The 22,161-nt window shown below is 65.3% G+C and carries 23 protein-coding genes and 1 tRNA gene; 6 read left to right on the forward strand and 18 right to left on the reverse strand.

Annotation, left to right across the window (positions count from 1 at the left end; genetic code table 11):
- The first annotated feature begins 64 nt into the window (after positions 1-64).
- The gene (locus K7H93_RS08755; RefSeq protein ID WP_230783308.1) at positions 65-760 is read left to right on the forward strand and encodes a c-type cytochrome; all 696 of its coding nucleotides are present in this window, start codon (positions 65-67) and stop codon (positions 758-760) included.
- 54 nt (positions 761-814) lie between these two features.
- Here K7H93_RS08755 and K7H93_RS08760 read toward each other — a convergent pair whose 3' ends face one another.
- Positions 815-1,495: an RlmE family RNA methyltransferase gene (locus K7H93_RS08760; protein ID WP_010235771.1), complete on the reverse strand. Its 681-nt coding sequence runs from the start codon at positions 1,493-1,495 to the stop codon at positions 815-817.
- Entirely contained in the window at positions 1,495-2,691 is a 1,197-nt protein-coding gene (locus K7H93_RS08765) for a Ppx/GppA phosphatase family protein (RefSeq protein ID WP_230783309.1), read from the reverse strand. The genes K7H93_RS08760 and K7H93_RS08765 overlap by 1 nt, the downstream gene beginning before the upstream one ends.
- 184 nt (positions 2,692-2,875) lie before the next feature.
- Here K7H93_RS08765 and K7H93_RS08770 point away from each other — a divergent pair.
- Positions 2,876-2,949, forward strand: a tRNA-Gln gene (locus tag K7H93_RS08770).
- A gap of 71 nt (positions 2,950-3,020) precedes the next feature.
- Positions 3,021-3,908: an LOG family protein gene (locus K7H93_RS08775; RefSeq protein WP_230783310.1), complete on the forward strand. Its 888-nt coding sequence runs from the start codon at positions 3,021-3,023 to the stop codon at positions 3,906-3,908.
- Between the two features lie 34 nt (positions 3,909-3,942).
- On the opposite strand, the gene thiD is transcribed toward K7H93_RS08775, so the two are convergent.
- The 3 genes from thiD to glmM are packed head-to-tail and all read right to left on the reverse strand — an operon-like array spanning position 3,943 to position 6,322.
- Entirely contained in the window at positions 3,943-4,764 is an 822-nt protein-coding gene (gene thiD, locus K7H93_RS08780; protein ID WP_230783311.1) for a bifunctional hydroxymethylpyrimidine kinase/phosphomethylpyrimidine kinase, read from the reverse strand.
- Positions 4,761-4,985, reverse strand: a complete 225-nt coding sequence (locus K7H93_RS08785) for a DUF1272 domain-containing protein (protein ID WP_230783755.1) — start codon at positions 4,983-4,985, stop codon at positions 4,761-4,763. Before K7H93_RS08785 ends, thiD begins: the two co-directional genes overlap by 4 nt.
- A complete protein-coding gene (gene glmM, locus K7H93_RS08790) occupies positions 4,985-6,322 on the reverse strand; it encodes a phosphoglucosamine mutase (RefSeq protein WP_230783312.1) in 1,338 nt (445 codons plus the stop codon). The genes K7H93_RS08785 and glmM overlap by 1 nt, the downstream gene beginning before the upstream one ends.
- A gap of 143 nt (positions 6,323-6,465) precedes the next feature.
- Between glmM and K7H93_RS08795 the strand changes: the two genes are divergently transcribed.
- Both K7H93_RS08795 and K7H93_RS08800 read left to right on the forward strand, forming a co-directional pair.
- Positions 6,466-7,743 (forward strand): dicarboxylate/amino acid:cation symporter, encoded by a 1,278-nt coding sequence (locus K7H93_RS08795; RefSeq protein ID WP_230783756.1) that lies wholly within the window; start codon positions 6,466-6,468, stop codon positions 7,741-7,743.
- Between the two features lie 32 nt (positions 7,744-7,775).
- The gene (locus K7H93_RS08800; protein ID WP_230783313.1) at positions 7,776-8,390 is read left to right on the forward strand and encodes a superoxide dismutase; all 615 of its coding nucleotides are present in this window, start codon (positions 7,776-7,778) and stop codon (positions 8,388-8,390) included.
- Between the two features lie 76 nt (positions 8,391-8,466).
- Here K7H93_RS08800 and K7H93_RS08805 read toward each other — a convergent pair whose 3' ends face one another.
- Genes K7H93_RS08805 through K7H93_RS08815 form a run of 3 tightly spaced genes read right to left on the reverse strand, consistent with a single transcriptional unit; the run spans position 8,467 to position 10,553 of the window.
- Positions 8,467-9,663: an AI-2E family transporter gene (locus K7H93_RS08805; RefSeq protein WP_230783314.1), complete on the reverse strand. Its 1,197-nt coding sequence runs from the start codon at positions 9,661-9,663 to the stop codon at positions 8,467-8,469.
- Between the two features lie 60 nt (positions 9,664-9,723).
- Positions 9,724-10,344 carry a sigma-70 family RNA polymerase sigma factor gene (locus K7H93_RS08810; protein WP_010235755.1) on the reverse strand — a complete coding sequence of 207 codons (621 nt, stop codon included), beginning with the start codon at positions 10,342-10,344 and terminating at the stop codon, positions 9,724-9,726.
- Positions 10,341-10,553, reverse strand: a complete 213-nt coding sequence (locus K7H93_RS08815; RefSeq protein WP_226663094.1) for a NepR family anti-sigma factor — start codon at positions 10,551-10,553, stop codon at positions 10,341-10,343. The genes K7H93_RS08810 and K7H93_RS08815 overlap by 4 nt, the downstream gene beginning before the upstream one ends.
- A gap of 239 nt (positions 10,554-10,792) precedes the next feature.
- Between K7H93_RS08815 and K7H93_RS08820 the strand changes: the two genes are divergently transcribed.
- The gene (locus K7H93_RS08820) at positions 10,793-12,424 is read left to right on the forward strand and encodes a CHASE domain-containing protein (RefSeq protein WP_338080301.1); all 1,632 of its coding nucleotides are present in this window, start codon (positions 10,793-10,795) and stop codon (positions 12,422-12,424) included.
- Positions 12,425-12,527: 103 nt separating this feature from the next.
- On the opposite strand, the gene K7H93_RS08825 is transcribed toward K7H93_RS08820, so the two are convergent.
- The 10 genes from K7H93_RS08825 to K7H93_RS08870 form a co-directional block, all read right to left on the reverse strand.
- On the reverse strand, positions 12,528-13,331 hold the full coding sequence (locus K7H93_RS08825) for a response regulator (protein ID WP_230783316.1): 804 nt from the start codon (positions 13,329-13,331) through the stop codon (positions 12,528-12,530).
- A gap of 330 nt (positions 13,332-13,661) precedes the next feature.
- On the reverse strand, positions 13,662-14,087 hold the full coding sequence (locus tag K7H93_RS08830; protein ID WP_010235745.1) for a response regulator: 426 nt from the start codon (positions 14,085-14,087) through the stop codon (positions 13,662-13,664).
- A gap of 94 nt (positions 14,088-14,181) precedes the next feature.
- Positions 14,182-15,339 (reverse strand): N-acetyltransferase, encoded by a 1,158-nt coding sequence (locus tag K7H93_RS08835; RefSeq protein WP_230783317.1) that lies wholly within the window; start codon positions 15,337-15,339, stop codon positions 14,182-14,184.
- Positions 15,340-15,354: 15 nt separating this feature from the next.
- Complete coding sequence (locus tag K7H93_RS08840) at positions 15,355-15,513, reverse strand: hypothetical protein (RefSeq protein WP_230783318.1); 159 nt, start codon at positions 15,511-15,513, stop codon at positions 15,355-15,357.
- Between the two features lie 160 nt (positions 15,514-15,673).
- The gene (locus K7H93_RS08845; protein WP_230783319.1) at positions 15,674-16,204 is read right to left on the reverse strand and encodes a GNAT family N-acetyltransferase; all 531 of its coding nucleotides are present in this window, start codon (positions 16,202-16,204) and stop codon (positions 15,674-15,676) included.
- The gene (gene lptG / locus K7H93_RS08850) at positions 16,201-17,298 is read right to left on the reverse strand and encodes an LPS export ABC transporter permease LptG (RefSeq protein WP_010235734.1); all 1,098 of its coding nucleotides are present in this window, start codon (positions 17,296-17,298) and stop codon (positions 16,201-16,203) included. The genes K7H93_RS08845 and lptG overlap by 4 nt, the downstream gene beginning before the upstream one ends.
- Positions 17,299-17,309: 11 nt before the next feature.
- Positions 17,310-18,533: an LptF/LptG family permease gene (locus tag K7H93_RS08855; RefSeq protein WP_010235731.1), complete on the reverse strand. Its 1,224-nt coding sequence runs from the start codon at positions 18,531-18,533 to the stop codon at positions 17,310-17,312.
- Positions 18,534-18,625: 92 nt separating this feature from the next.
- Entirely contained in the window at positions 18,626-19,048 is a 423-nt protein-coding gene (gene clpS / locus K7H93_RS08860; protein WP_054525289.1) for an ATP-dependent Clp protease adapter ClpS, read from the reverse strand.
- A gap of 163 nt (positions 19,049-19,211) precedes the next feature.
- Complete coding sequence (locus K7H93_RS08865; RefSeq protein ID WP_230783320.1) at positions 19,212-20,015, reverse strand: phasin family protein; 804 nt, start codon at positions 20,013-20,015, stop codon at positions 19,212-19,214.
- A 116-nt stretch (positions 20,016-20,131) separates the two neighbouring features.
- Positions 20,132-22,048 (reverse strand): PHA/PHB synthase family protein, encoded by a 1,917-nt coding sequence (locus K7H93_RS08870; RefSeq protein WP_230783321.1) that lies wholly within the window; start codon positions 22,046-22,048, stop codon positions 20,132-20,134.
- Between the last annotated feature and the right edge of the window lie 113 nt (positions 22,049-22,161).

The raw sequence follows: 22,161 nt of genomic DNA on the forward strand, positions 1-22,161 counted from the left end.
TGGCTAGATCGCGCGCGCACCCTTCCTGCAGTCTCCCATTCCAGAAACGGCCAGGCACATTTCGATGAAAGACAATCGCAACACCGCATTCGGGTGGATCCTGTTTTCCGGCGTTATCGCGCTTGGCGCGTCGAGCATCAGCTCGATGTACTTCCATGCCGACGATAACGAGCTGCCCGAAGGGGCGGAACCTGGCTTCTTCATCCAGGCGGACGAGGAAGAAGGCGCCGCCGATGCTGGCCCGCCGTTTGCCAACCTGCTCGCCGCGGGCAGCGCGTCTGCGGGCGAAGCGGTCTTCGCCAAGTGCACCGCATGCCACACGATCGCCCAGGGTGGCGCGGACGGCATCGGTCCGAATCTGTGGGGCGTTATGGGCAAACCGATCGGCCAGCACGCCGCCGGTTTCGCCTACAGCTCGGCTCTGTCGGGTCATGGCGGGGACTGGACTTACGACAACATGGACGCCTGGCTGACCAGCCCGAAGGCCTTCGCCAACGGCACCAAGATGAGCTTCGCCGGGCTTTCCAAGGCCGAAGATCGCGCCAACGTGATCCTCTATCTGCTCGAAAATGGTGGCGGCCCGCCGCTGCCCGCACCGGTAGCAGAAGAGCCTGCAGAGGGTGAAGAAGACGCCGATTCGCCGGGCGAAGGCCCTGGTGCAGTCGAAGGCGCGGAAACCGGCGAAGCCGAAGCGGCGAGCGCGATGGGTGCCGATCAGCCGGTGCCCGAAAGCGCGCCCGCGACCAATCCCGAAGGCTGAGGGCTGACGGGGCGGCGCTCGGTCGCCCCGGAGCAATCCCCCGGATGAGGGCCGCTAGTCGCGGCCCCCCGAATCCGACCCTTTGAATCCCTGAGCGACGACATACCATTCCGACGAGCCCTTGCGGCTCGCCGGCGGTTTGGCGTGCTTGACCGTCTTGAAATTCTTCTTGAGCAGCGCGAGCAGCTGCGCGTCGGTGCCGCCGGCGAGCACCTTGGCGAGGAATTGCCCGCCGGGCGCCAGCGTCTGGATCGCGAAGTCGGCCGCGGTTTCGACCAGCCCCATCGTGCGCAGGTGATCGGTCTGCTTGTGGCCCACGGTGTTGGCCGCCATGTCCGACATCACCAGATCGGGCGGCCCGCCCAGGTGGCCCATGATCGTCTCGGGCGCTTCGTCGGCCATGAAGTCCATTTCCAGGATCGTCACCCCGTCCAGCGGCTCGGTCGGCAGCAGGTCGATCCCCACGATCGTCGCCTGCGGGCGCTTCTTCTGCGCGATCTGCGACCAGCCACCCGGCGCGATGCCCAGATCGACGATTCGCTCCGCCCCGCGCAGGATGCCGAACTTCTCGTCCAGCTCGATCAGCTTGAAAGCGGCGCGGCTGCGATAGCCGGCTGCCTTCGCCTCGCGCACGTAGGGGTCGTTCAGCTGCCGCTCCAGCCAGCGGTTGGAGGATGCGGTGCGCCCGCGGGCGGTCTTTACGCGCTTTTGCGGGTCGCCCCGGCTACGGCTCATTATGTTCGTGTCCCACGGTCCAGGTCGCCCGACATGAGGCTGCGCAGAATGCCTTCGCGAATGCCGCGATCGGCAACGCCCAGACGTTCGGCTGGCCACAGGTCGAGGATTGATTCGAGAATTGCACAACCCGCCACGACCAGTTCGGCGCGGTCGGTGCCGATGCACGGCACCTTGGCCCGGTCTGCCAGGCTGAGGCCGGAGAGATGCGCGGAAATGTCGCGCATGGAGCGCGACGGCACGATCAGGCCGTCGACTGCACGGCGATCGTAATGCGGCAGTTGCAGATGCAGGCTGGCGAGCGTGGTCACCGTGCCGCTGGTGCCCAGCAGGCGGATATCCTCGGCCGACGGCGCATCGCCGATTCGCCGGGCAAAAGGTGCGAAGCTTTCGTCCACCGTCCGGCGCATCGCGGCGTAGAGGTCCAGCCGGCCCTGCTCGTCATCGGCCTGACCCGGAGTCATGCCGCCCATCACCGTGTCGGTCAGCGAGACGACACCCCACGGCACGCTCTGCCAGTCGAGAATGCGCGGGATCGCGCCTTCGCCCGGGCCGACCAGAATCAGCTCGGTCGAGCCGCCGCCGATATCGAAGATCAGCGCGGGGCCGTCCCCCTGTTCGAGCAGGACGTGGCATCCCAGAACCGCCAGCCGTGCCTCTTCCTGCGCGGAGATGATGTCGAGCACGATGCCCGTTTCCTCGCGCACGCGATCGATGAACTGCGCACCGTTGACCGCCCTGCGGCAGGCTTCGGTGGCGACCGACCGGGCGAGGAAGACGTTGCGGCGGCGCAGCTTTTCCGCGCAGACATGCAGCGCGCCCAGCGCGCGGTCCATCGCCTCGTCGGACAGCCTTCCCGACAGGGCAAGGCCTTCGCCAAGGCGTACCACCCGGCTGAACGCGTCGATCACGGTGAAATCCTGCCCCGATGGCCGCGCGATCAGCAGGCGGCAATTATTGGTCCCCAGGTCGAGCGCGGCATAGGCCTGTCGCCCGCCGCGCGGGCCCTTCTGGCCCGGTCCCGGAGTGCGCTTGGCAGCGCTATTGCGTCGCCTGCCATCGGACTTGCGGTGGCGTTTGGGAGAATTCGTGGGCTTCGGAGGTTGGTGGTAGCGTTTCTCTGCTACCTCGCCGGACATTTTGCCCTCCGTCGGGTAAGCCCCTTTGCTGTCGTCCGGCGGCGCGAAGTCCGCCATAAGTACTTTTCCAATCCACCCGCAGCGATATCCCGCGGGCACCTGACCCGGACGCTAAACGCCTGGGCGCATTTGAGCAAGGCTGGCCTGAGCGGATGAGTGCTTGACGCTGCGGCCTCGGCTTTCTAGATGCGCCGCTTCGCGAACGTGTTCCGCCCGCTCTGCGGGCCCGTCGCAATGCTATTGCCCCGTCGTCTAATGGTAAGACTACGGACTCTGACTCCGTCAATTGAGGTTCGAATCCTCACGGGGCATCCAGCTTTTTCCAATTTCGCCCAACACGTTCTCGGTCCTTGCCGGGCGCGCGATTGCCGCCTATCGCCGCTTCAATGAGCAAAGATGGTGGTGTGCGCGATCTCTACGATCGCCGGTTTTACGGGGCGCAGGAAGAGGCGGGTTTCGCCGAGGGCGCCAGCAGCTTCGATACGCCGCAGACGCGGCACCCGGCCTACAAGCTGGCTTTCAGCGACGAGGAGTTCCTCCTCAAGCCCGAGCTGCGCCCGGTCCGTTTCCAGCTTGAGCTGCTCAAGCCGGAAATGCTGCTGGATCAGGCGGGCGTGGGCAGCACGCTGGTGATGTACGGCTCTGCGCGAATCCCCTCGACCGAAGATGTCGAGGCGATGGAAAAGCGCGCCGAAAGCGAGCCCGAGGATGAGGCGAAGGTCACCCGGAGCCTGATCGGCAAGGCCAAGTATTATCAGGAGGCCTACAACCTCGCCCGGATGGTCACCGAAAAGGCGATCATCGAGAATGGCGAGCGGCAGTTCGTGGTCACCACCGGTGGCGGGCCGTCGATCATGGAAGCGGGCAATCGCGGCGCAAGCGATGCGGGCGGCGAGAGCATCGGCCTCAACATCGTGCTGCCGCACGAGCAGGCGCCCAACACCTACGTCACGCCCTATCTCAGCTTCCAGTTCCACTATTTCGCGCTGCGTAAGATGCACTTCCTGCTGCGCGCGAAGGCGGTGGCGGTGTTCCCCGGCGGGTTCGGGACCTTCGACGAGTTCTTCGAACTGCTGACGCTGATCCAGACCGGCAAGATGAAGCCAATGCCGATCCTGCTGTTCGGCGAGGATTTCTGGAGCCGGGTGATCAATTTCGAGGCGCTGGCCGAGGAAGGGACGATCTCCGCGCGCGATCTCGACCTGATCACCTGGTGCGAAACCGCCGACGAGGCATGGGCGGCGATCGCCAAGTTCTACGACCTGAAGGCTTAACAGGCGCGGGCCGCGCGGCCCGGGCTTCGTGCGCCTAGTCCGACAGCTTCCTCACCGCCTGATGCCCCATCGGCCCGTGGCCGTCGCCGAAGCCCGGCGCGTTCTCGATTGCCGCGCGGGTGAACTGGCGGGCGAGGCGGATCGCGTGATGCAGCGGTTGCCCGTGGCCGACCAGCGTGGCGATCGCGGCGGACAGAGTGCAGCCCGTGCCGTGTGTGTGGCGCGAATCGATCTTCGCATCGTCGAACTGCATCAGGAAGCCTTCGGGCGAACACAGGATGTCGATCACCCGCGCATCGTCCGTGTGCCCGCCCTTCGCGAGCACGTGGCAGTCATTCGCCTCGGCCAGCGCGATCGACGCCTCCACGATCTGCCCGGTATCGGTCAGCGATCGTCCGGCGAGAATTTCGAGTTCGGGAAGGTTGGGCGTGAGCAGCGTCGCCAGCGGGAACAGCTGCTCGCGCATGATCTCCACCGCATCTTCGCGCAGCAGCCGCGCGCCCGAGGTGGCGACCATCACCGGGTCGAGGATCAGTGGCACACCCTGCGCCTCGGGCAGGGTGGCCAGGCCCTTGGCGACCTCGGCGATGATCCCGTCATCGTGGAGCATGCCGATCTTGATCGCGTCCGCGCCGAAATCGGTCAGGCAGGAATCGATCTGTTCGACCACGAAATCGCCGCCGAGCGGAGTGATTCCCTGCACCCCGCGCGAATTCTGCGCGGTGATCGCGGTGATCGCGGTCATCGCATAGCCGCCCAGCATCGTGATCGTCTTGATGTCAGCCTGAATGCCGGCACCGCCGCCCGAATCGGACCCGGCGATGGAAAGAATGCGGGGAGGGGGCTTGTCGCTCATCCCTTGAACTTGCGCTCGGTGCTGGCGGGATATTTCTCGAGGAGGTCGCCCGTTCGTGTCGGGCGGTCCATCAGTTCGCCTCCGCAATTGGGGCACAGATCGTCCAGCGCCTCCGCACACGACGCACAGAAGGTGCATTCAAAGCTGCAGATGAAGGCGCCCGGCCGGGGCGCGGGCAGATCCACACCGCAGCGTTCGCAATCGGGCCGCATGTCGAGCATCAGCTGGCCGCCCTGACCGCGTCGCACACCGCGTCGACCACCTGTTCCACCTCGCCCGCATCGTCGCCCTCGGCCATCACGCGGATCAGCGGCTCGGTGCCCGAAGCGCGGATCACCAGCCGGCCCTTGCCCGCCAGCGCCCGCTCCGCATCCTTGATCGCGGACTTGACCGTTTCCGCGTCGAGCGGGCTCGCCCCGTCGTAGCGCACGTTCTTGAGCAGCTGGGGCACGGGCTCAAACATCCGCAGTTCTTCCGACGCGGGGCGGTTGGAGCGGACCAGGCTGGCGAGCACGCGCATCGCCGCGACCGTTCCGTCGCCGGTGGTCGCATGGTCGAGCAGGATCATGTGGCCCGACTGTTCGCCGCCGACATTGAACCCGCCGCTGCGCATCCGGCCCAGAACATAGCGATCGCCGACCTTGGTCCGCTCCAGCGTCAGACCCTTGCCTTCCAGATAGCGTTCGAGGCCGAGGTTGCTCATCACCGTGGCGACCACGCCGCCACCGCGCAGCTGGCCCTTTTCCGCCATGCGGGTCGCGATCGAGGCCATGATCTGGTCGCCGTCGATCGCCTCGCCCTTCTCGTCGATCACGATCAGCCGATCCGCATCGCCATCCAGCGCAATGCCGATATCGGCACCGGTCTCCACGACCTTGGCCTTGACCGCGTCGAGCGAGGTCGAGCCGACCCCGTCGTTGATATTGGTCCCGTCCGGATCGACGCCCAGCGTGATGACCTCCGCGCCCAGTTCCCAGATCGCGCTGGGGGCGACCTGATAGGCCGCGCCATTGGCGCAATCGACGACGACCTTCAGATCGTCGAACCGGGTCTTGTCGCTGACCGACTGCTTGACCGCGTGGATATAGCGTCCGCGGGAATCCTCGATCCGGCGCGCGCGGCCGATCTCGCTGGCGGGCACCAGTTCGGGCTCCTGTTCGATCAGCGCCTCGATCGCAGCCTCGTCCTCGTCCGACAGTTTGAAGCCATCGGGGCCGAACAGCTTGATGCCGTTGTCCTGATACGGATTGTGGCTGGCCGAGATCATCACCCCCAGATCCGCGCGCATCTCACGCGTCAGCATGGCGATCGCGGGGGTGGGCAGCGGCCCGGTCTGGATCACGTTCACGCCCATGCTGGTGAAGCCCGCGACCAGCGCGTTCTCGACCATGTAGCCCGACAGGCGCGTGTCCTTGCCGATCACCACCCGGTGGCGATGGTCGCCCCTGCGGAAATGCGCGCCCGCGGCCTGCGCGACGCGCATCGCCATGGCGGCGGTCATTGCGCCCTTGTTGGTCTCTCCGCGAATTCCGTCGGTGCCGAAGTATTTGCGTGCCATGATCGAGGTCTTCACACCCTTGCTTGTCGTCTGTACCGAGGCGATCCCGTGGAGCGCGCTTGTGGACGCGCAGGCACGGCGATGGAAGGGGGCAATCGCGCTTGTCGGCACCTGAGACAACCCGTCCCGCACGGCTGGTGACTTTGCGCCTGCCGGTCTGGTGGACCTTCGGCGGGCTCGTCGCGGGGCTGATCGCCGGATCGCTGATCGCCGGGCGGCCGGTTGCGGACAGCATTCTGCCGGTCACCGGACCGGCGGGCGCGCTGTGGCTGCGCGCCTTGCAGATGACGATCATCCCGCTGGTCGCTGCGCTGCTGGTGCTGGGCATCACCCAGCTTGCCAGTGCCGCGCGCGCCGGGGCGACGGCGCGACGGATGCTGGTGTTCGTCGCGGCGGCGCTGGTCTTCGGCGGGGTTGCGACATTGATCGCGATGCCGTTGTTGCTCGATGCGGTGCCCGCGCCTGCCGGCGCGCAAAGCCTGCTGGCTGCGAATGTCGAGCCGCAGGAGGTGCCCGGCCTGAGCGAATTCATCCTCTCGCTGATCGCGCCCAACATTATCGCCGCCGCGGCCGAGACCGCGATGCTGCCGCTAACGATCTTCTTTGCGCTGTTCGCGGTTGCGATCACCCGCTTGGCGCCCGAGCAGTCCGCAATCCTGCGCAGCTTTTTCGAAGCGGTTGCGAATGCGATGCTGATGGTGATCGGCTGGGTGCTGTGGGTTGCGCCGGTCGGGGTCTTCGCGCTGGCGCTCGGGGTCGCGGTGCGCGCAGGGGGGGATGCGGCGTTCCTGACGCTGATCCACTATATCGCGACCGTCGCGGCGATGGGCGGGATCGTGCTGGTTGCGGCCTTCGCGGTCGGCGCGGTGCGGCACGGGCCGCTGCGTTTCGCACGCGCGCTGCTGCCCGCGCAGGCGGTCGCCATCTCCACCCAAAGCTCGCTTGCCAGCCTGCCCGCGATGCTGGCGAGCGCGCGGCGGCTCGACATCAGCGAGAACGTTGCCGATTTCGTGCTGCCGCTGTCGGTCGCGATCTTCCGCGCGACCAGCCCGGCGATGAACCTCGCCGTGGCGATCTACGTCGCGCACCTATTCGGGATCGAGCTGAGCCTCACCGCCATGCTCGCCGGGCTGGCGGTCGCCTTCGTGATCTCGATCGGGTCGGTCAGCCTGCCCGGCACGATCAGCTTCGTCGTCTCGATCGGGCCGATCGCGCTGGCGATGGGCGTCCCGGTCGAGCCGCTGGCGTTGCTGGTCGCGGTGGAGATGATCCCCGACATCATGCGCACGCTGGCCAACGTGACCGCCGACGTCGCGCTCGCCAGTGCGACCGATCGCGAGGGCGCAAGCGAATTCCCGAACGAAAGCGGCGAAAATCTTGCAACGGATGCCGCGCCCGCGCGTTCACTTACCGACAGCTGAACCACAAACCCAAAGAATGGGAGACAACACACATGGCTTTCGAAGTTACCCCGCTGCCCTATCCGGACACCGTGCTGGCCCCGGCGGTCTCCGCCGAGACGCTCAGCTACCACCACGGCAAGCACCACAAGGCCTATATCGACAAGACCAACGCGGCGATCGAAGGCACCGATCACGCGGACAAGTCGCTTGAGGAAATCATCGCTGCCGCGCGCGGCAGCGACCAGGGCCTGTTCAACAATTCGGCGCAGAGCTGGAACCACGGGTTCTATTGGAACTCGATGGCGGGCGAAGAAACCGCCGCCTCAGACGAGCTCAAGAGCATGATCGAAAGCGCTTTCGGCTCGGTCGATGCGCTCAAGGAAAAGCTGCAGGAACGCGGTGCCGGCCACTTCGCCAGCGGCTGGGTGTGGCTCGCCGAAAAGGGCGGCAAGCTCTCGATCGAGGAAACCCATGACGGCGACACGCTGGCCGACCAGGCCGGGGTGAACCCGCTGCTCGTGATCGACCTGTGGGAGCATGCCTACTATCTCGACCACCAGAATGCGCGTCCGGCCTATCTGAAGGCGGTGACGACCGAGAAGCTGAACTGGGGCTTCGCGAGCGAGAACCTCGCGCGCGGTGAAACCTGGAAATATTCCAGCTGATCGGACGAGCTATCGTCAATGATTGAAAAGGGGGCGGGCCGCGCTGCGGTCCGGCCCCTTTTTTGTGAAGTGGGTATTACCCGTTGGGCGGAGGCGTGAGGGTCTCGTCCGCCTCTTCGATCAGCGGGGTTTGGAACAGCGGTTCGCCGAAGATGAAGCCGAGCAGGTTGGGCCGCCCGACATGGTCGAAGAAGGCGGTCAGCATCAGCAGCAGCGGGACCGACAGCAGTGCGCCGATCGCGCCCCAGATCCAGGTGAAATAGGAAAAGGCGAGCAGGATCATGACCGGGTTCATGGTGAACCGGCGGCCGAGGATCGCGGGCGTGATCGCATTCGCCTCGAACACGTGCAGCGTGATGTAGGCGACCGCAGGGATCATGCCGAGAAACATCGAATCCGCCGTGCCCAGCCCGAACAGCACCAGCAGGCCGGTCATCGCCAGCGGGCCGACATAGGGGATGAAATTGAGCAGCATTGCGAGGCCGCCCCACATGACCGGCGCGGGCAGGCCCATCGCCCACGCGCCCAGCGCGACGACGATGCCGACGCCCAGATTGATCCAGGCCACGGTCAGGATGTAAGCCGCCACCCGGTCCTGCACCTCGCGCAGCACGCGGGCCGCCTTGACGCTGGTGCCGAAGCTGGTCCGTCCGAACAGGATGTTGCGCCTCAGCCGCCCACGCGCCTCGACCATGAAGAACGCCATCAGGAAGGTCAGCATTACTTCCAGCAGCAGCACCGGCGCGCTGATCGCGACCTGCTGGAACACCGAAGGCCCGGCCAGCACCACCTCGGTCGCGCCCGATTCACCGACCAAGTCGGTCAGCCGCTCGTTGGCGTTGGCGAGCCAGGCAAACTCCTCCTGCATCTCGCGGTAGCGCGATCCGATCTGCTCGATCAGTTCGGGCAGCCGGTCGAACAGAGAGAAAGCGGGCTGCAGGATCGCGCTGAAGGCGAGCACCACGATCGCGACGAAAATGACCAGCGCGAGCACCGAGGCAAGCGTGTTGGGCACGCCCCATGACGACAGGCGATCGGCCAGCGGGGCGAGCAATACGGTCAGGAGAACGGCGGCGGTGACCGGCAGGAAAACCACCGAGCCTATCGACAGGACGAAGGGCAGGGCGAGGAACAGCCCCACGCCCAGCAGCAGCACCAGCGTGCTCAGCAGGCGCAGTTCCTGTTCGGCCAGCAGTGTGCGTTTCTTGGAACCGCCGGTAGCACGTGGCGGCTTGTCAGGCCGACGTTCCGCTTCGCCCCCCGGCTCGCTCATCGTGGCGATCCGGCGATGCAGTGTGCGGTCAGGGCGCGCCCGGGCAGGGCGCGGATGCCATCAGCTGCGCCCATTGGTCGGTTCGGCCAGACCATTGCCCGCTGCGACATCGTCCAGCTCTTCCAGAATCGCGCGGTGGGCGGTGTCGTCGTCGATCGAGCGGCGCGGGATATCGCCATCGGCAAGCATCGCATTGAGCGCGGCGCGGGCGCGGCCCACGCGGCTCTTGATCGTGCCGACCGCGCAGCCGCAGATATTGGCCGCTTCTTCGTAGGAGAAGCCACCCGCGCCCACCAGCAGCAGCGCCTCGCGCCGCTCGGGCGGCAGGGTCAGCAGCGCACGGTGCATGTCGGACAGGTGGATCGGCTCTTCCTGGCCCGCCGGGGCGGTCAGGATGCGTTCGGCAACGTTCTCGTCATATTCGCCGCGAAAGCGGTTGCGGCGCATGTCGGTGAGGTAGGCATTGCGCAGGATCACGAAGGTCCACGCGCGCATGCTGGTGCCCGGCTCGAACCGCTCCTGCGCGGCCCACGCCTTCATCAGCGTTTCCTGCACAAGATCGTCGGCCATGTCGGGCCTGCCGCACAGCCCGCGCGCAAAGGCGCGTAGGTGCGGAACCACGCCCGTCAGCTCACGCTTGAACTCGACCGGATCGGCGGCGGGTGCGGGGTGCCCGCTCATGACTTGCCACCGCCCTTGTCGGCGTCTTTTTCAGGATCGTCGAACTGAGCGAGCAAATCCTTGAAGCTGTCGGGAATCGGTTCGTCGACCACGGAGTCGTAAAGGCTTCGCAGGCTGTCCGCCCAGCGAGGCTCTTCCATGCTCGCGCCATCCTTGCCAGCGCCCTTGAGGTGCTGGCTCTGCGTATCTGGAGTGTGTTTTTCGTTCATGCCTGTCGGCTTACATGGGGCATCGGTAGCCGAAACCCAAGCCTGCCCTTCCCATAATCGATCCAAGACAACAGGAACGTTGCTGCCCGCGCGTGGTTCCCTTGCTAAATCCAGCATTCACCAGGCCGCCGGACGCGCGGCCCGAACGATATTCAAGCGGAGCAGTAGTGGCGTCCGATCCGACACTTCCGACACGGCGATTCAGGCGATGGCTGGTCCATTACCCCCGTGCCGTGCCGGTGGTAATCTTCCTGCTGATCACCGCGATCACTGCGCTGAGCGTCTATGCGATCGAACGCGGCGAGCGGCGGCGCGAGCAGGCGCAGCTCAACGAAACCGCGCAAGTGATTGCCTCTTCTCTCGACCGGCGGGTCAATACCAGCGGATCGTACCTGATCGCCGGTGCCGCGCTGATCAGCACGCTCGACCGGGTGCCCGCCGACCTGTTTCGCCGCTTCGCCACCGAATTGCGGCTGGACGCCGATTATCGCGGGGCGGAAGGGATCGGCTGGGCGCCGATCGTGCCGAGCGGGCAGGTCGGCAGCTTCGAACGCATGGTGCAGGCCGATACCGGCGAGCCGTTCCGGATCACGCCGAGGCCTGGACCGGACAGCAACTTCGCGGTGCCGGTGACCTTTCTTGAGCCGATGAGCGAACGCAATGCGCGCGCGCTTGGCTTCGACATGTATTCCGAGGCCGTCCGCCGCAGCGCGATGCAGGAGGCGATCGAGACGGGCCGCCCGACCGCGAGTGGACGGATCGTGCTGGTGCAGGAAGGCCAGGGGCAAGATTCGGGCTTCATCATCTACATGCCCGTGTTCGAGCCGGGAACGCGCGACGAGCTGATCCGCGGCTTCGTCTACGGCCCGTTCAATTCGCAGGTGTTCCTCGATTCGGTGCTGACGCGCGAACTGGTCGGCCAGCGGGGCGTGCGGCTGTATGATGGCAAGCCGGTGGCCGCCAATCTGGTCGCGGCGCACGCGCCTGGACGGCGGACCGGGCGGGTGACGCGGATCGAGGTCGATCTGGCCGATCGACCGATGACGGTGGAGGTGGAGTCGGCACGCGGCGATGCGCTTTCGCTGCTGTCGATGATCACCCTGCTGTTCGGGATCGCGGTCGCCAGCCTTTCGATGCTGGTTGCCCGGCTGCTGACCCAGCAGGCGCATGAGGACCAGGCGGCGCTCGATTTCTATGCCGAGCAGAACTCGATCCGCAATTCCCTGACCCGCGAGCTTAACCACCGGGTCAAGAACACGCTCGCCAATGTGCTGTCGATTGTCGCGCTCACCCGGCGACGGGCGCATTCTCTGGAGGATTTCGCCAGCGGGCTCGACGGGCGGATTCGCGCCCTGTCCGCGACGCACGATCTGCTGACCCAGTCCGAATGGGGCACCACGCCGCTTCGCGCGGTGCTGGAGGCGGAGTTGGCGCCCTATGCCAATTCCGCCGAATCGATCCTCAAACTCGAAGGGCCCGAGGTCGATCTTGCGCCCAATGACGCTCTGTCGTTCGGCCTCGCGATTCACGAACTGGCGACCAATGCGTCCAAATATGGCTCCCTCTCGGTCGAAGGCGGGCAGCTCGATGTCACCTGGCACCAGTTGCGCGACAATCTGGTCGAGGTGCTGTGGCAGGAGCGCGGCGGGCCGACGGTACCGAGCGAGCGCCCGCGTGGGTTCGGCACCGAACTGATCGAGAAGATCGTCGCGCACGAGCTCAAGCACCCGGTCGAGCTCGACTTTGCGCCGCAGGGCGTGCGCTGCGTGCTGCGGGTGCCGGTGCGCAAGCCGACCGAGTTCCGGATGCGGGCGCGCAATCGCCCCGCCGGTGTGCAGGCGCGCGAGGCAGGGGCTGCGAGCGGGCGCTGATCGGAGGAGCTGATGTCCCGGCCCGCCGGGGGGGCTTCGGAGGAGACACAAAAAAGGGCGCCGCAATCGCGACGCCCTTTTTGTTGTTTCGTGAGACGTTGCCTCAGGCGGAGGCGTTCTCGCGGCTGGCGTTGAAGAACAGCGCCTGGCTGATCGCTGCGCGCACCGTGGCTTCCTGGAACGGCTTGGTGACGAGATAGGTCGGCTCGGGCCGGTCGCCGGTCAGCAGTCGCTCGGGATAGGCGGTGATGAAGATCACCGGCACGCTGCCGATGCTCAGGATATCGTCAACCGCGTCGAGGCCCGACGAGCCGTCGGCGAGCTGGATATCGGCCAGCACGAGACCCGGGGTTCGTTCTGCGACCACCTGCTGCGCCTGCGTGCGCGTGGCGGCGGTGCCGCAGATGTCGTGGCCGAGCCCGCGGACAAGGTCTTCCAGCTGCATCGAGATCAGCGGCTCGTCTTCGATGATGAGGACACTGGTGGCCGATTCGCGGTCGATTTCGGCAATCGCATCCTGGACCATCTTTTCGACGTCCTGCGGCGCGATCTCCATGATCTCCGCCGACTGCTCGATCGTGAAATCTTCCAGCGTGGTCAGCAGCAGCGCCTGCCGGTTGAGCGGTGTAACGGTTTGCAGCCGATCGGCGCTGATCTGGTCGGGCAGGTCGGCATTGTCTGCCCCCCGGTCCGACACTTCGAGATAGGCGCTCGACCACACCTTGTTGAACGCCCGGTACAGCGGCACGCGGCCGCCTTCGAGCGAGGACTTGAGCTCGTCGTCGGCCAACGCCGCTTCGAGCGTGGCGCGCACGAAGGCGTCACCGGTCTGCTGCGATCCCGTCAGCGCGCGCGCGTAGCGACGCAGATAGGGGAGGTTTGCAGCGACATTTTCTCCAATGGACATGTAGTATCTTTCCCGTCTGAACCTCTCGCCAACGTCCGGCGTCGAGCCAGGTTCCAAGCCTGCGCAAGTTCGCTTGTAAAGCGCCCGCAACGTGGTTTCGATGACGTGATAGTGAAAGGGGTGAAAAAAATTTGCACGGCGAGGAACCGGCTTCGGGCCGGGGCATTCTCCCTATGTCACCGCCGAGACCCCCCTCCCGTCCAAGCGGCCGGTGATACGATCCCGAAGGCCTTCGTTCCGCACCATGCGGATCGAAGGCCTTTTTTTGTGCCTGAGGGTCGTGTGCGAAAGGCGCAGTCCGGGCGTGCCGGGCGGCGCCCGGAAGAACGCTCAGTCGCGCTTGAGGCGGGAGAGGAAAGAGGGGCGCTCGGGCTTGCCGACATGCGCCAGCAGGTCGTCGAAATCGTACGGCTTGCCCAGCACCGGGCCCAGATCCGCGACGTGGGCGGGTATTTCGTCGGGCGATCCGGTTGCGAAGATGACCTTGGGTGCATTGGGGCCGAGCGCCCGCAGCACTTCCGCAATCGCCCAGCCATCGCCGCGGTCGGCCAGATGGACGTCGAGGATTACGGTTTCCACGTCGCCATCGCGCAGTCGCTCGATCGCCTGCGATGTCGTTGCGGCGATCGCGATGTCGCGCGCGCCCGCCTCGATCAGCGCGTCTTCCACCGCGAGGGCAAGGACGGCATCGTCTTCGACAATCAGGACAGGCCCGTAATTGCGGGTCTTTCGGGGGCTGGCGCCGTCCGGCGGCATTCGTACGTATCCTTCGCGAGGGCCGGGGTCGGCAAGTGGGGATATGCAGCAAACGCCGCGGGTGTCCCTCGCGTTCCGGAGCGAATGCGCGCGCTTACAGATCCTTCTCGTAGATCACGTATTCGCGGTTGATGCTGCTGTCGATCGCGTCTGCGATGGCGACCATTCCCTGGTTGTCTTCGAGGATCCAGCCGACCTCGCCACGATCCGAATGAAACACGCTGCTCGCCGACTGCCTGATCTGGCTGATCATCATGAAAGCGAGCTGGCTGGCGAGGCGGGAGTTATGCAGCCGCTTGCGCACACCCATCAGCGGCACCCGCATCCCTGCGTGCATCGGTTTGCGCAGCCAGCGCAGGGTCGCAAGCCAGCCGAACGGGAACAGCTTGCCGCGCGTGCGCGCGAACAGATCGTTGACGTTGGGCAGCGTCATCATGAAGGCGACCGGTTCGCCGTCCAACTCAGCGATGCGGTTGATTTCCGGGTGGATCAGCGGGCGCAGCTTCTTGCCGGTATAGGCGACCTCCGCCTCGGTCAGCGGGACGAAGCCCCAGTTCTGCGACCATGCATCGTTGAGGATTTCGAGAACAATCTCGATCTCGCTCTCGTAATTGTCGAGGTCGATCGGGCGCACCCGAATCCGGTTGTTGCGCTCTCCGGACTTGACGATCCGCTGCACCAGCGGCGGAAATTCCCGAGCGACAGGCAGATCGTAAGTATAGAGGTGCTTGGCCGGCGCGTAGCCCGCGCCGGCGATGTAGCCAGCATAGCGTTCGGGATGGTGGCCCATCATGATCATCGGCGCGTGATCCTGCCCGCGCACCAGCAGGCCGGGCTCTTCCCAGATGGACATGGAGATCGGGCCCAGCACGCGGTTCATCCCCTGCGTCCGCAGCCAGTCTTCCGCCGCTGCGAGCAGCGCGCTGGCGACCGCTTCATCCTCCGCATCGAAATAGCCGAACATGCCGGTGCCAGGGCCCATGCCCTGCTCGGCGGGCGCCTCCAGCGCCAGCCGGTCGATATGCGCGCTGATCCGGCCAACGGGCTTGCCATGGCGATGGGCGAGAAACAGCTGCGCTTCGGCGTGGCCGAAGAACGGGTTTTTGCCCGGATTGATCAGTTCGAGCTGCTCGGCCCGCATTTGCGGAACCGAGTGCGGCAGCTGTGCGGCGAAGCGGCGGCCCAGGTCGACGAAGGCCGCACGCTCGCGGCTCTTCGTCGCGTCGAGCGGCGAGACGGTGATGTCGGTCATAAATCTCTGGGCATTTCAGCCGGCCGACCTGCTGGCGAGCGCAAGATGGGCCATGATGGTGTGGTGCTGGAAAACGCCGACGATCGGCTCACGCAAGGTCATGCGATCAAGATCGTGGCTGCGTATGCGGAACGGTAGATCGGCTTGGGCTTTCGCGGTGTGCGGTCCCGACACGGGCAAATTCCTGTCTTGCGTCCCCTTGGGTGTTTCTACGCTTTTGCGAGAAGGTTGCAACACCAACACAAACGGCCCGAACCCCGCGTTTAGCACGACAGAAGGCCGTTGGGGGCAACCCTCTGAATGCGCGGTGCATTTAGGGATTGTTGCAAACCAGTCAACCAAGCACGCAGGTCATTGCGATGCGCGCTTCGGCCGGCATGCCCCGCTCCGCCTCGGTTGCGAGCTCGTCTGCGAGACGCGGGTTGTGCGCTGCGGCGATGTCGACGAAGCCCATCCGGCGATAGAACGGCGCGTTCCATGGGACGTCGGCGAATGTCGTAAGCGTGATCGCGGTGAAGCCCGAATTGCGCGCGTCGATCATGCATCCGCGCAGCAGCGCGGACCCGATCCCGCGCCCTTGCCAATCGGGGTGCACACTGAATTCGTATGCATGCAACTCGCGCCCGAAGGGTTCGGTCGCCAGAAAGCCAACAATCTGCTCGCTGGTCTGCGCCACAAGGCAATGGCCGCGCGCGATATAGCGCTCCAGCCGATCGACCGGCACGGGTGCCTGCCCGGCGACCCACGCCAGCCCATCGAAGCGTTCGAACATCCTGCCCGCCGCGCGCTCGATCGCGGGCATCGCTGCCGCATCGTCGCGCTGCGCGAGGCGGATGTGCCAGTCGTCGGTCTTTGCGCCGCTCACTCTTCGGTGCGAACGAGCACGGTCTCGCCGATCATCAGGAACAGCAGGAAGGGTGCCCATGCGGCGAGGAAGGGCGGATAGCCCCCGAAATCGCCCATTGCGAGCGCGGCGTTGTCGATCACGAAATAAGCAAAGCCGAGCGCCATGCCGATCAGCGCGCGCATGAACAGCTGGCCCGAACGGGCAAGGCCGAAGCCTGCGACCGCGCCCAGAATGGGCATCAGCACCGCGGCGAGGGGGCCGGAAATCTTGTGCCAGTAATTCGCTTCCAGCTCTTCCGTGTCGCGGCCGGCCTGCCGATAGGCCTCGATAGAGCTGCCCAGCTGCCAGAACGGCTGTGTGGTGGGGTCGATCTCCTGCAGCTCGATCGTGGCAGGGGTGATGCCGGGGGCAACGGTCAGCTGGCTCGGCTGCGCCAGGCTCGCCGTGCCGACGGTGAATACGCTCGGGTTCTGCATCGCCCAGCCGTCGGGCCCGTGAACCGCCATCGGGGCATCGACCTTCTGGGTAATCTCGGCCGTCGGACTGCGCCTGTAATAGGTCACATCGCGCAGGGTCGGGGCGGGGCCGCCACCTGAATAGCTGCGCGCGGTCAGGATGTTCTGCCCGTCCTCGAGATAGATGCTGCCCTTGCTTTTGGGCTTGTCGGGCAGCGCGCCGAATTCGGTCGCCTCCCAAGCGGTCAGCTGTGCGGTCGCGCGGGTCACCACGCGTTCGTTGAAGGCGAAGCTGATCCCCGCCACCAGCAGTGCGGTGACGATCAGCGGGGCGAGCACCTGATGCGCAGACAGGCCCGCCGCCTTCATCGCGATCACTTCGCTGTTCTGGTTGAGCGTGACTAGCGTGATGATCGTCGCCAGCAGCACCGAATAGGGCAGAAACCGCTGGATAAGCATCGGTACGCGCAGCGAGGCATAGAGCCACAGATCCGCCTCGGTATTGCCCGGGACCTCCAGGATCTGGCCGCTGTTCGACAGCAGGTCGAGCATCATCAGCACCAGCACCAGCATCACCAGCACCGCGAAGATGCGCAGTGAGAACATCTTGGCAAGGTACAGCGTCAGCGTGCGCGACGGGAAGAAGTCGAACGTCATATCCTGGCCGCTCAGCTCGCCTGTTCGACGCGGAAGGCGTCGGCCCGGCGCTTGGGACGCAGCAGCTTGCCGATCCGCTTGACGATCTTGGCGAAGGCGCTTTCCAGCGCGCCGATTGGCTGGCCGCCGGGGACATGGGCGATCTGCCAGTACCACCACAGGATCAGCCCGGCGAAGATCGCGAACGGGCCCCACAGGCCCAGCGTCGGATCGACCCGGCCAAGCGCGGCGAAATCCTGCATGTACTGATTGACCTTGTGATAGGCGACCACGAGGATCACCGCGACGAACACACCCAGCGCGCTGGTCGACCGCTTCGGCGGAATCGCCAGCGCCACCGCCAGTAGCGGCATGAACAGCATCATCGCCAGCTCCACCATCCGGTAGTTGAAGCTTGCCTGGCTGCCTAGGCGCTGGGCCTCGGTGGTCGTATCGCTCCACCCCATGCGGAGCAGTTCGGGCAGGATATACTCGCGCTCCGCCTCGCCCCGGGCGCGGAACTGCTCGATCGCGGGCAGGTCGATCGGCAGGTCGTGTTCGGTAAAGCTGAGCACGCGCGGGGTCTCGCCCGGCGGGTCCTGCACGATCGTGCCGTCGGACAGGCGCAGGATGATCGTGTCGGGATTGTCGCTGGTCGACAGGAACCTGCCCTCGCGCGCGCTGATCGAGAGGGTCTGTCCGTCCTCGGCGTTGATCCGCGCGAAAATGCCCTTGAGCTTGCGGCCGGAATCCTCGCTCTCTTCGATCCGCAAAGCCATACGGTCGGCCAAAGTGGTGAACTCGCCGACCTTGATCGACGCGCCCAGCGCGCCTGAGCGCAGATCGAACTGCAACTCCTCGTAGTAATATTTGGAGACGGGCTGGACGTAGAACACGATCGCCGCGTTGACCGCCATCAGCGCCAGCGTGATCGCGAAGGGCACCCTCAGCAGGCGCCCGTAGCCAAGGCCGACTGCGCGCATCACGTCCAGTTCGCTCGACAGGGCAAGCTGGCGGAACGCGAACAGGGTGCCCAGCAGCAGGCCGAGCGGGATCGCCAGCACAGCATAATCGGGCAGCAGCGTGCCGAGCATCTGGAACACCACGCCGACCGGCCCCCCCTCGGTCGACACGAACCGGAACAGCTTGAGCATCTGTTCCAGCATCAACAGCGTCGCGGCGAGCGCGAACACGCCGATCATCGGGACGATGGTCAGGCGAAAGATGTATCTGTCGAGACGCGAAGAGAAGGGCAAGCGTGGTCCCGCGGCTAAATGGACGGTCGTGGTCGCGATGCCCTAGCGGCAATGCGCGCAAACGTCATGTGGCTTGTCGCACGTCGCCCGGTTCAGGCCTTTTCAAGCGTGCACTGGAGCGGGTGTTGATTCTGCCGGGCGAAATCCATCACCTGGTTCACCTTGGTTTCGGCGACCTCGTAAGGGAAGATTCCGCACACCCCCACGCCGCGCTGGTGGACCTGCAGCATCACCCGCGTCGCCTCTTCCATATCCATCCTGAAGAACCGCTTGAGCACGATGACCACGAATTCCATCGGTGTGTAATCGTCGTTGAGCATCAGCACCTTGTACTGGCTCGGCTTCTTGGGCTTGGCGCGGGTCTTGGTCGCGACCCCGACATTGGGGTCGGCCGGGCGACCATCCTCGCCTTCGTCGTCGTTTCCTGCTGCGGTCGGTGCGCGCGAAGGAAGGGGCGCAGCATCGCGCGGGCGAAGGCTGGCGTCGGGCGCGCGGGGTGTGGCGGGATCGTGCATGGCCAAACAATATCGTAACGCCGGGCAGATCTGCAAGGGACCGGCGGTGGCGAGGGGGGAATGCAAAAGGGGCCGGGCGACATCTGCGCCCGACCCCTCGTGACTTGGTCCGTTACCGGACTGGCGGATCGTTGCCGAAGCCCGGCCCGCTATGATCGCAAGCTCAGGCGGCGAGCTTGCTCATCTTGTCGACCGCTTCGCTGACGCGGCTGGTCAGCGGCGCGAAGGCGTCGTTGGTCAGCTTGATCCAAGCTTCGGTGTTCTTCGAACCGGTGGCGACTGCGTGGTCGAACGAGCGGCGCATGATGTCGCCCTGCAGCTTGACCAGTTCGGTCGGCGACTTGGCGGCGGCCATCAGGCGCGCATCTTCGCTCATCTGGTCGGCAGCCTTGCGGGTTTCTTCCACGGCACCGCGAGTCAGGTCCTGCATGCCGGTGAAGAGGATCTTGCCCGCTTCGGCCATCGCTTCGGCATTGGCGCGCTGGAAGGTGACCATTTCGCCGGTCATTTCGGTACCCTTTTCATACATGCCCGCGAGGCGGGTCTGCATTTCGGCGGCCATGTCGTTCGCAAAATTGGGGGCGAAATTGGGGGTCTTGGTTTCAGTCTTGGTAGCCATGGTGGTGTCCTTCGTCTTGGGGGAGGCAGCGGTCTTGGGGGCCGCCTTCGATTTGGTGGGGGTGGCCTGCTTGCGCTTGGCGGGGCCGGCCTTCTTCTTCGCGACGGGAGCCTTCACGGCAGGCTTCGCCGGCGCGGTCTTCTTGGCCGGCGCCGCTGTCTTGGCGGTCGCAGGCTTGGTGGTTGCCTTTTTCGCAGGTTCCTTCGCCGTCACGGTCGGGGCAGGCGCCTCAGGCGCCTTAGCCGATTCGGTCACGGGCTTGCGCTCGCTGTCGGACTTCGCGGCAACGGCGGACTCGTAAGCCTTCTGCGCCGCGGCGTCGCCCTTATCGGTGGTCTGGTCAGCCATGTGAACGGAAACCTCTTACTACTTGCTGCATTGCACAAATAGCGATTGTGCAGTGCGACTTCAAGCAGTTTTTGTGCAGTGCACAAATCGCGGTTTACCGAGGGGAAATGGGCCCTCTACCGGGTTTTTACGTAGCGCCCCGGGGCCGATTCGATGACCTTGTCGGTCTTGCCGCTGCCCGGCTTGCGCTTGCCCCGCGCGGCGATTTCCTTGTCGTCATGGCTGCGGATCCACTCGATCCAGTCGGGCCACCAGCTGCCCGGATGCTCCGTCGCACCCTTGCGAAACTCGTCCAGACTCCCGACGCTCTCGTCCTCGTTGATCCAGTACTGGTACTTGCCCGCCGCGGGTGGATTGACGACCCCGGCGATGTGGCCCGATCCTGCCAGCACGAAGCGGGTGGGGCCGGTGAAGTGCTCGGTCAGCTTCCAGACGCTGGTCACGGGCGCGATATGGTCGTCCTTGCCTGCCTGGATATAGGTCGGCACTTCGACCTTGGTCAGGTCGATCGCCTCGCCCAGCGCCTCCAGCCTGCCCGGCTCCACCAGCAGGTTGTCGCGGTAGAGATCCTGCAGATAATTGCGGTGCCACTTGGCGGGCAGGTTGGTGACGTCGCCGTTCCAGTGGAGCAGATCGAACGCGGTGTGATCCTCGCCCAGCAGGTAATTGCGCACGACATAGTTCCAGATCAGGTCGTTGCCGCGCAGCAGGTTGAAGGTCGCCGCCATGTAGCGCCCGTCGAGATAGCCGTCGCGCTCCAGCCCCTTGATCGTGGTCAGCTGCTGGTCGTCGATGAAGTGGAGCAGATCGCCCGCATCGTCGAAATCGACCTGCGCGGTGAAGAAGGTCGCGCTCTTGACCTTGTCGGCCTCACCCTTCGCTTCCATCACCGCGAGCGTCGCGGCCAGCGTGGTCCCCGCTACGCAATAGCCGATCGTGTGGACGGCGGGCTGCCGCAGGCGCTTGCGGACATGGTCGATCGCCTCGATCTGGGCGGCGATATAGTCGTCCCACACCACGTCCTTCATCGATGCGTCGGCCGATTTCCAGCTGACCATGAACACGGTCAGCCCCTGGTCGACCGCCCATCTCACGAAGCTCTTCTTCTCATTGAGATCGAGGATGTAGAACCGGTTGATCCACGGCGGAAAAATCACCAGCGGAACCGACAGCACCTTCTCCGTGCTCGGGTCGTACTGGATCAGCTGGAACAGCTCGGTCTCGTAAATCACCTTGCCCGGCGTGGTCGCGATATTCTCGCCCACCACGAAAGCTTGCGGGTCGGAATGGGTCAGCTGGCCCTTCTGCAGATCCTGCAGCAGGTTCTGCATGCCCTTGACCAGGCTGTCGCCGCGGGTCTCCAAGATCCGGTCGAGCACGATCGGATTGGTCGCGGGGAAGTTCGCTGGGCTGAGCGCTTCGGCCATCGCCTGGGTCGCGAATTTGAGCTGTTCGCGCTTGGCCGGATCGATGTTGTCCATCTGCTCGACCATCGCCTCCACCCGCTCGCTCAGCAGCAGATAGGTCTGGTGAATCAGCGCATAGACCGGCTGTTCGCGCCACCGCGGATCGGCGAAGCGCCGATCTTCGCGGGGCAGGCTCGGGCTGGCCGCCCCGGCCTCGCCGTCCGGATCGCCTTGCGGGAGCATCAGCGCCTGCCACAGCTGCGCGCTTTCCGCCCACCAGCGCTGCTGTTCGGCAGGGTCCGCAAAGGGCAGCTGCTGGGTCCAGCTTTCGAACATCGCGAACCACTTGGCGGGCCACTGGGTGGGATCACCCGCCATCATATCGCTGGTCGTCTCGATCGCGTGGGTCTGGCAGAATTCCAGCCACATGGTCTGCAGACGGGTCGCATTCTCCGCCCATTTCTGAAGATCGGCGAGCGCGGGCGGCGTGTCATCCGCATGGCTACCCGCATCGCTCTGGCCCGGGGTAGCGAGCGGCGCGAGCATCATCTGCGTCCAGCGCGCCTGCGCCTCCAGCATCGCGGAGAACATGTTCCCCTCGGCTGGATCGGATGAATCCTTGGCCATCGCATCGGTCCTTCTGGTCAATTTCCCGCCAACCGCATGCTTGGGCGTGCAAAGAAATTTCTGGGCGTCCTCTCTCAAGCTTCAATTGCACAGAAGCGCGCGGCGTTCCAGAA

The organism is Citromicrobium bathyomarinum, from assembly GCF_021021475.1.
GTDB classification, from domain to species: domain Bacteria; phylum Pseudomonadota; class Alphaproteobacteria; order Sphingomonadales; family Sphingomonadaceae; genus Alteriqipengyuania; species Alteriqipengyuania bathyomarina.